This is a genomic window from Streptomyces sp. NPDC059900, from assembly GCF_050270335.1.
In the GTDB taxonomy this organism is placed as follows: Bacteria; Actinomycetota; Actinomycetes; order Streptomycetales; family Streptomycetaceae; genus Streptomyces.
This window is the reverse complement of sequence record NZ_JBNNJZ010000939.1, coordinates 1-2052: the sequence shown is the minus strand read 5'-3', so window position 1 is coordinate 2052 and position 2052 is coordinate 1. Positions and strand designations below refer to the sequence as shown.

Here is a 2052-nt window from a genome sequence, read left to right as displayed (position 1 = left end):
CCTTGGGGAGGATTCAGTGATGTGCGTAGCTGGTGTAGTCGTCGAGGACGACGGTGTCGGCCACCTTTTCCAGGCCCCGGCCGACGATGCGTCGGGGCAGGAGCGGCAGGGCCCGCACGGACTGGTTGCGCATCCACATCTGTGCGTGCGAGCCGGGCATGAGGCCGCCGTCGCCCGATGTCCGGGCGAACTCCTGTGCGCGGTCGACGAACTGGCGCATACCTGTCTCATAGGCTGCGAGGGCTGTGCGGTGGTCGCCGCCGGCCTTGGAGAGCTCGCCGGCCAGCATGTAGGCGCCGACCAGGGCGAGGCTGGTGCCGATCCCGGACATGGGCGAGGCACAGTAAGCGGCGTCGCCCAGGAGCACGGTCCGGTTGTGGGACCAGGTGTCGAGGTGTACCTGCTCGACACGGTCGAAGTAGAAGTCGGGCGCGTCCCAGATCTTCGGCAGGAAACCGGGCACTTGCCAGCCGACATCCTTGAAGTGACGGACCACAAGCTGCTTTTGCGCAGCCGTATCCCGGCGATCGAAGTCGCGTCCGCTCTCGCGGAAGAAGAAGGCCGCAAGCGCCTTGCCCGGGGCGGCCAGCGGGCGCAGTGCCGCCGTTCGGCCCGGATGGCCCCCACGGCCGGGCACGGTGTACATCAGCTGCCATCCGTCGAGGTCGACGTCGGTGTCGACCGAGTAGAGAGCGATGAAGGAGTTCAGGTCGCGGACGAAGCGTTCGGCCGGGCCAAAGGCCAGCCTGCGTACGCGCGAGTGCACGCCGTCGGCGCCCACCAGCAGGTCGTACCGACGGTCCATGGCGTTGTTGAACGCGACACGGACACCGTCGCCGTCCTGCTCCACGCGGGTGATCGAGTCGTCGAAGACGTACTCGACGTCATCGCGGATCGCGTCGTAGAGAATCCGGGCCAGGTCGGTGCGCAACAGCGCCCACTCTGCGACGGGCCCTCCGGACGGCCCGAAAACGTCCATTCCCAGGCTGGCCGTGTGCTTGCCCTTGTCGTTGATGAAGGCCATGCCGCGGGCAGGGATACGGGCGTTGCGGACCTCATCCACGAGATCCATGCGCTCGATCACCTGCCGCGCGGTGCCGCGGATGTCGACGGCGTGGCCGCCCGTGCGCGGGGCCGGCGAGCGTTCGACCACCGTAGGCCTGAACCCGTACCGGTGCAGCCAGTACGCCAGGGCCGCCCCCGCGATGCCGCCACCGGACACGAGGATGTCCCGATTCTCCATTGGCTCTTCCGTTCGTCAATACGTCGTTCAAATAGTCACTGCGTATCCAACGTATTGGTACAACAAGCCAGTAGAGAAGCTGAAATGGACTTAAGTGAACTAGTGCGCCATGCGAAGTGAACTAGTTCAATATGTCTGGCATCCTGGAACTCCCAGCCCGCGGAGGAGCACGTGTCACCAGCGCAGAAACCCGAGCCGCCCTACCGGGTGATCGCCGCAGAGATCCGCTCGCGGATCGACAGCGGTGAACTGCGCCCCGGAGACCGGGTGCCCTCCATCCGGGCCATCGCCCAGCGCTGGGGCGTGGCCATCGCGACCGCGACCAAGGTGACGGCCGTCCTGCGAGAAGAGGGGATCGTCGAGGCACGCGTCGGCTCCGGCACGGTGGTCAGCGAACAAACGGCTCGCCGCAGGACGCCCGCAGCGAACAACGCCGCTCCCACCCCACGCAAAGGCGAGACGCCCGACCAGGAGCTACGGCAGCGCATCCTGAGGGCCGCTGTCGAACTGGCCGACACCGGCGGGCTGCACACCCTGACGATGCGCCGGCTCGCAGCCGCCCTCGACCTCGGCCCGATGTCCCTGTACCGATTCGTGGCAGGCAAGGACGAATTGCTGACAGAGATGGCCGACCTGGTGTTCGCCGACCTCAGCCTGCCCGACGACGGACCGCTGGGATGGCGCGCCAAACTCGAACTCGTCGCCCGCCAGCAATGGCGGCTGTGCCGACGTCACCTGTGGCTGCCCCGCGTCGTCTCGTTCACGCGCCCCGCCCTGGTGCCCAACATGATGGCCCATACCGAATGGAC

Annotated in this window: 2 protein-coding genes; one reads left to right on the top strand and one right to left on the bottom strand. The window is 67.1% G+C overall.

Annotated elements, in window-relative coordinates; translation table 11 throughout:
* Positions 1 to 13: 13 nt before the first annotated feature.
* Positions 14 to 1243 carry an FAD-dependent monooxygenase gene (locus tag ACQKIP_RS45950; RefSeq protein WP_365862183.1) on the bottom strand — a complete coding sequence of 410 codons (1230 nt, stop codon included), beginning with the start codon at positions 1241 to 1243 and terminating at the stop codon, positions 14 to 16.
* A gap of 171 nt (positions 1244 to 1414) precedes the next feature.
* On the opposite strand from ACQKIP_RS45950, the gene ACQKIP_RS45945 reads away from it, so the two are divergent.
* A partial coding sequence (locus ACQKIP_RS45945; protein ID WP_427745722.1) for a GntR family transcriptional regulator occupies positions 1415 to 2052 on the top strand: 638 nt, incomplete at its 3' end.

Excerpts from the sequence above, each read along its gene's own strand:
- ACQKIP_RS45950 (WP_365862183.1), bottom strand. The coding sequence starts at position 1,243 with ATGGAGAATCGGGACATCCTCGTGTCCGGTGGCGGCATCGCGGGGGCG.